Raw genomic sequence first — 5,875 nt, 5'->3', positions numbered from 1 at the left:
GAACCGCTTACCGCTACCTTTACCGAGCTGGTCTCGGGTGTCGCGCGCGGCCGGCCGGCCATCCCCTACCTGTCCAACGTCACGGGTGACTGGATCACCGATGCCGATGCGGCCGACCCGACATATTACGCGCGTCACCTGCGTGAGGCCGTCCGGTTCGGCGACTGTGTGCGGAGGCTGTGGCAGCAGCCTGGGCGGATCATGCTGGAGATCGGGGTGGGCCAGCCGCTGGGGTCGATGGCGCAACAGGCCAGACCCCGCGACGCTGACGCCGGATCGTTGGTACTCGGCTCGCTGCCCGGCGCTCATGACGGCGGCTCGGACACGGCGCTCATGGCGACTACCACCGCCAAACTGTGGCTGTGTGGCGTTGACATCGACTGGAACAGCGTCCAGTCTGAGCGACGCCGCGTGCAGCTGCCGACGTATCCGTTTCAACGTCGTCGATACCGGCCGACCACGGACCACACCGACCGCGCAGGCACGGGCGGGACGGGGAGAAAAGATGGCACGGCCGTTGCCGACATCGCGGCGAGCGCCGACAGCGGACGCCGCGAGCTCGCCGACTGGTTCTACACACCTCGGTGGGAGTTCCTGCCACCGGCCATCCGGGATGCCGGACACGCTGAACCGGGCTGTTGGCTGATCTTCGCTGACGATCTGGGTGTCGCAGAGTCGCTCAATCGACGGTTGACCGAACGCGGCGCGAGCGTGACGGTGGTGCGGCGTGGCACCCGCTTCACCAGCCAGGCCGATAAGTCGTACCTTATCGATCCGGGCAACGGCGACGACTATGTCGAGCTGTTGCGGCGGATCAAAACCGCCGGTGAGCTGCCGACCAGGATCGTCCATCTGTGGCTGGTCTGCGAACGTCCCGAAGACCCGGCCGACCCCGTGGTAGTCGATGACGTGGCACGAGACGGCTTCACCAGCCTGTTGTCGCTGGCCCAGGCGATCGGCAGGGAGACCCTGACCGGGACGATCGAGGTCTGCGTGGTCTCCAGTGAGATGCACGCCATTGTCGAGGGTGACCAGTCGCAGCCGGCCAAGGCACTGGTCCTCGGGCCGTGTCGCGTGTGGCCGCTCGAGAATCCGGCGATCACCTGCCGGAGCGTCGACATCTCCCTGCCGTCGGTCGGCGGTGGCGGGTCCGCATTGGCCGAAGCCCTCCTGGCGGAACTCAACAGGCCCGTGCGGGACAGCACCGGCAGCGAAGTCGCGGCGATCCGGGGGCGGCTTCGCATGCGGCAGGTATTCGGGCCGGTCCGGTTGGAACGTCCGTCGGAACACCAGCGGTTCCGCACCGGCGGAACTTACCTGATCACGGGCGGGTTGGGCGGGATCGGCCTGTCTCTGGCCGAATATCTGGTCAAAACCGTGCAGGCGAATCTGGTGCTCGTGGCGCGATCCGGTCTCCCACCGCGCCAGGAGTGGCCGCAATGGGCGAATCGGCCCTCGGGGGACGAAACCGCTGATCGGATCAGGGCCGTACGGCGATTGGAGGACGCCGGTGGCACGGTCATGGTCGCTACGGCGGACGTAACCGACCCCGACGGGCTGAGCGTCGTCGTGCGGGAGGCCGTCGAGCGGTTCGGGGTGATCCACGGGGTCGTGCACGCAGCCGGGGTACCCGGGGGCGGACTCATCCAGTTGAAGGACGCCGGGTCAGCCGCCGCGGTCTTGGCACCCAAGGTACGGGGGGCACTGGCACTGCGTCGCGCCTGCGCATCGCTCCCGCTGGACTTCCTGGTTCTCTGCTCCTCGGGTATCGCCGTCAGCGGGGGCATCGGCCAGGTCGACTACTGCGCGGCCAACGCGTTCCTGGACGCGCTGGCGGGCCATGACGACAGCTCGGGCAACGCGGGCCGGCGACCGGTCGTTTCGGTGAACTGGGACGCCTGGCAAGGCGTCGGCATGGCTGCCCGGACCATCATCGTCGGAGCCGGCGAGCCGTCCCCGACGCGGTCCCGGGACAGGGATGTGCGCCACCCGCTCCTCGAGCGGCGGCTGGCCGGCGCTGATGAACGGTACTCGATCTACGTCACCCATTTCGACGCCCGTGCGTCCTGGCTTGTCGACGAGCACCGCATGAACGGCCGCCCGGTGGTGCCCGGAGTCGGGCATCTGGAGCTGGTCCGTGCGGCGTTCGCCGATGACCGTGGTTCTGGCGACCGGCCCGATCCGGGCATCGAGCTGACGGCGGTCACCTTTTACACGCCGATCGTGGTACCCGAGGGTAACCGCAAGCAGGTGCGCGTCGTGCTCGAGCGGGACCGCACCGGTACGAGCTTCGCCGTCATCAGCGCTCATCGGGACTCTTCGGTCGGCGATGCCGAGCGCTGGCAGCTGCACTCGTCGGGCCGGGTGGCGCCACTGGGCACTACGCAACCGCGCCGGCTCGACATCAAGGCGCTGATCGAGCGGGCCGGGCTACGCGACATCGGCCGGCCCGACAATGGCGGTCCGATGGGCTTCGGGGCCCGATCCCAGTGCCTGCAGCGGATGTATGTCGGGGACGAGGAGTTTCTGGCCCGGCTTGAACTTCCCGGACAGTTCCGGGCCGAGTTGGACCAACTGTCGCTGCATCCCGCGCTGATGGACATTGCGACGGCTTTTGTAGGCGTGCATCACGCCAGCGAGTTTCGAATTCCGATCTCCTACGGCCGGATTCTGATGTTCGCCCCGCTGTCGGCGGCGGTTTACAGCCACCAGTCGTACCTGGACGGCGATCAGGTCGGCAAGGAGACCGTGACTGCCGATGTCACCATCACCGACCTGGACGGCCACGAACTGGTACGGGCTGAGCGGTTCGTCCTGAAACGAGTGCACGACCTGGACGAACGGCTCAGCGCGGCGCAGGCCGCCAGCGCCGGGAAGACAGAGCTGTACGATCATCCGCCGGTTGATGACGGCGACCGGGTGACGGTGCGGGCCGAGCCGTCGGCCGGATTCCTGCAGACGGCGCTTGATCACGGCATGTCTCCCGACGAGGGAACCGAGGTCCTCGGCCGGATCCTGAGCTCGGGCCTGACTCCCCAGGTCCTGGTGAGTACGCGCGACCTCCCGACTGTGCTCGACCAGGTGGCGCAGGCCCGCGCCAGCTCTGCCGAGAGAGGCGGCGAGCCGGCGGGTGGGCAGGCCTCGATCGGCGTCTCGCACCCGCGACCGGACCTGCTCACCCCGTACGAGGCTCCACGGGACAGCGTCGAGGAACGGCTCGCCGAGCTGTGGCAGGAACTACTGGGCGTGGACAAGGTCGGGGTCCACGACCACTTCTTCGAACTCGGCGGCCATTCTCTGCTCGGACTCCAACTGGTGCCGCGGCTGCGCGAGACCTTCGCGGTGGAGCTGCCGGTGGGAACAGTCTTCGACGCGCCGACCGTCGCCAACCTGGCGTGCGCCCTGCAAGCCGCCATGGCTGCCCGGACTCCGGACGCTCAGTAGTCCCCGGCCTGGGCCGTCTTTGAGACCGCTGAAGCGCGAGACCTCTGGAAGGACATCATGTCGAATATCGAAATACGAACCGTCGGTGTGATCGGCGCGGGCGTGATGGGCAGCGAGGTGGCTCAGGTCCTGGCGCAATCTGCATTCGGTGTCGTCCTGGTGGACGTCACGATGGACGCACTTTCCCGGGCACGCCAGAACATCGAGCGTGGCCTTCGTTTCCAGCGGATGCTCAGCGCGCGGAACGGTACGCCGACGACGGCCAAGGTCGATCGTGCAGAGATTCTCGACCGAATCACCTTCACCACGGACATCGGCGACGTCGCGGATGTCGACTTCGTCATCGAGAACGCCACCGAGGACTGGGCCGTCAAGCGGCCGGTGTTCGAGGCACTCGACTCGGCGTGCAAGCCGGACGTGATCTTCGCTGTGAACACCTCATGCATTCCGATCACCAGGGTGGGCGGGGTGACCCGACGTCCAGACAAGGTCATCGGCGCTCACTTCATGAATCCTGTCTCGCTCAAGCCGATGGTGGAGGTGATCAAAGGTTTTCACACCTCGGACGAGACGGTGCAGGCGATGCTGGGCCTCCTTTCCGCGATCGGCAAGGAGGGCGTCGTGGTCGTCGATTCCCCAGGCTTCGTCTCCAACCGGGTGTTGATGTTGACCATCAATGAGGCCGCCTGTCTGGTCCATGAGCGGGTGGCCGACGCGATCGAGGTCGATCGGATATTCAAGGGTTGTTTCGGGCATGTCATGGGCCCACTGGAGACTGCCGACCTGATCGGCCTCGACACTATTCTCCTGTCGATCGAGGGGCTCTATGAGAGCTTCGGCGACAGCAAGTATCGACCCTGCCCGCTGTTGAAGCAGCTCGTCTACGCCGGTCTGCACGGCCGAAAGAGCGGCCGCGGCTTCTACGACTATCAGTAGGGGAACGGAAGGAAGATTTCATGTCGATGATCAAAATGCGGCTCAAGGATTTTCTCAGTGGATATTTCAAGGACCACGATTTTGCCGACAGCGAGGATATCTTCGCCTCCGGCTACGTGAATTCGCTGTTCGTCATACAGCTCATCGCCATGGTCGAGAAGGATTTCTCGATCACACTCGAAGACGAGGACCTGGACTTCGAGAATTTTCGATCCATTGACGGGATTGAACGGTTCGTCGTCGGAAAGCAAGCCGTAACGGTCGGAACGTAGGGCTGTCGGGAGCATGGAATCGATCGCAGGTGTGCTGTCCCTGACCGATGCTCAGAACAAGCTTCTGCAGGAGTACCGGCAGTTCACGGAAACCGAGATCGCGCCGTTCGCCAATGAATGGGACCGGGCCGGGAAGCTGCCGCGCAGTGTGCTCACCGGTATGGCAGAGGCTGGCTACCTGGGCACGCTGATTCCCGTCGAATACGGCGGCAGCGCGTTCAGTCTGGTCGCCTTCGGCCTGCTCAACGAGGCGATCGGCGTCGGATGTTCCTCCGTACGCAGTGTCCTTACCGTGCACAGCATGGTGTGCCAGGCCATCACCCGCTGGGGAAGTGCCGCTCAGCGCGAGCGTTGGCTGCCCCGGTTGGCCGGCGGGCAATGGGTCGGAGCGTTCGCGTTGAGCGAGCCCGACGCCGGCAGCGACGCGGCTCAGATCGCCGCCACCGCACGGCCGGACGCCGAACACTATGTCCTCGACGGCACCAAAAAATGGATCACCTATGGGCAGGCGGCTGATGTCTTCCTGGTGTTCGCCGGAAATGAGGGACGGCTCAGTGCCTTTGTGGTGGAGCGGGATACTCCGGGGCTGACGGTAGAGCCGCTCGATGACATGTTCGGCACTCGGGCGGCCATGCTCGCCGAGCTGCACTTCGACCGTTGCCGTATCCCGCGTGCCGCGATGCTCGGCCGACCGGGGTTCGGGCTCGTCGCAGTCGCCGGCGCGGCGCTGGACATCGGCCGCTACAGCGTCGCGTGGGGCTCGGTGGGCCTGGCACAGGCATGCCTGGAGTCGTCGCTGCGGTACGCCCGGCAACGCAGGCAGTTCGGGGTCCCGGTTTTCGACCATCAGTTGATCCAACGTCTGATCACCAACATGGCGACCACGGTCTCGGCCGCCCGACTGTTGTGTCTACAGGCCGGAGAGCTCAAGGAAGCCGGTGCCCCGGCCTCGGTCGCGGCGGTGTGGATGGCCAAGTACTTCGCTTCGACAGGAGCCTTTCAGGTGGCGGCGGACACCGTGCAGATCCAGGGTGCGAATGGTTGTCACCCCGCCGGATCAGCGCAGCGACTACTCCGCGACGCGAAGGTCATGGAAATCATCGAGGGCAGCACCCAGATCCAGCAGGCGATGATCGCACAGCTTATACCCCACGCTGCGTGATGAAAGCCGCATGGCACGAGAAAGGCAAGTATGAGTAGCGATGAGTCAGCTGTACCACAGC

General features: G+C 65.7%; 4 protein-coding genes. All 4 read left to right on the top strand.

All coding sequences use genetic code 11. The features are described from left to right. The coding region (locus U9980_RS20135) for an SDR family NAD(P)-dependent oxidoreductase (RefSeq protein ID WP_322769338.1) at window positions 1-3,444 on the top strand (3,444 nt) is incomplete at its 5' end. 66 nt (window positions 3,445-3,510) lie between these two features. Next, complete coding sequence (locus U9980_RS20130) at window positions 3,511-4,380, top strand: 3-hydroxyacyl-CoA dehydrogenase family protein (protein WP_416210335.1); 870 nt, start codon at window positions 3,511-3,513, stop codon at window positions 4,378-4,380. A gap of 20 nt (window positions 4,381-4,400) precedes the next feature. Then, a complete protein-coding gene (locus U9980_RS20125; protein WP_322769336.1) occupies window positions 4,401-4,652 on the top strand; it encodes an acyl carrier protein in 252 nt (83 codons plus the stop codon). Between the two features lie 13 nt (window positions 4,653-4,665). Continuing rightward, a complete protein-coding gene (locus U9980_RS20120) occupies window positions 4,666-5,814 on the top strand; it encodes an acyl-CoA dehydrogenase family protein (protein ID WP_322769335.1) in 1,149 nt (382 codons plus the stop codon). The last annotated feature ends 61 nt before the right edge of the window (window positions 5,815-5,875 follow it).

This window comes from Protofrankia sp. Cr1 (assembly GCF_963555865.1).
GTDB lineage: Bacteria > Actinomycetota > Actinomycetes > Frankiales > Frankiaceae > Protofrankia.
This window is presented reverse-complemented; position numbering and strand designations above follow the sequence as displayed.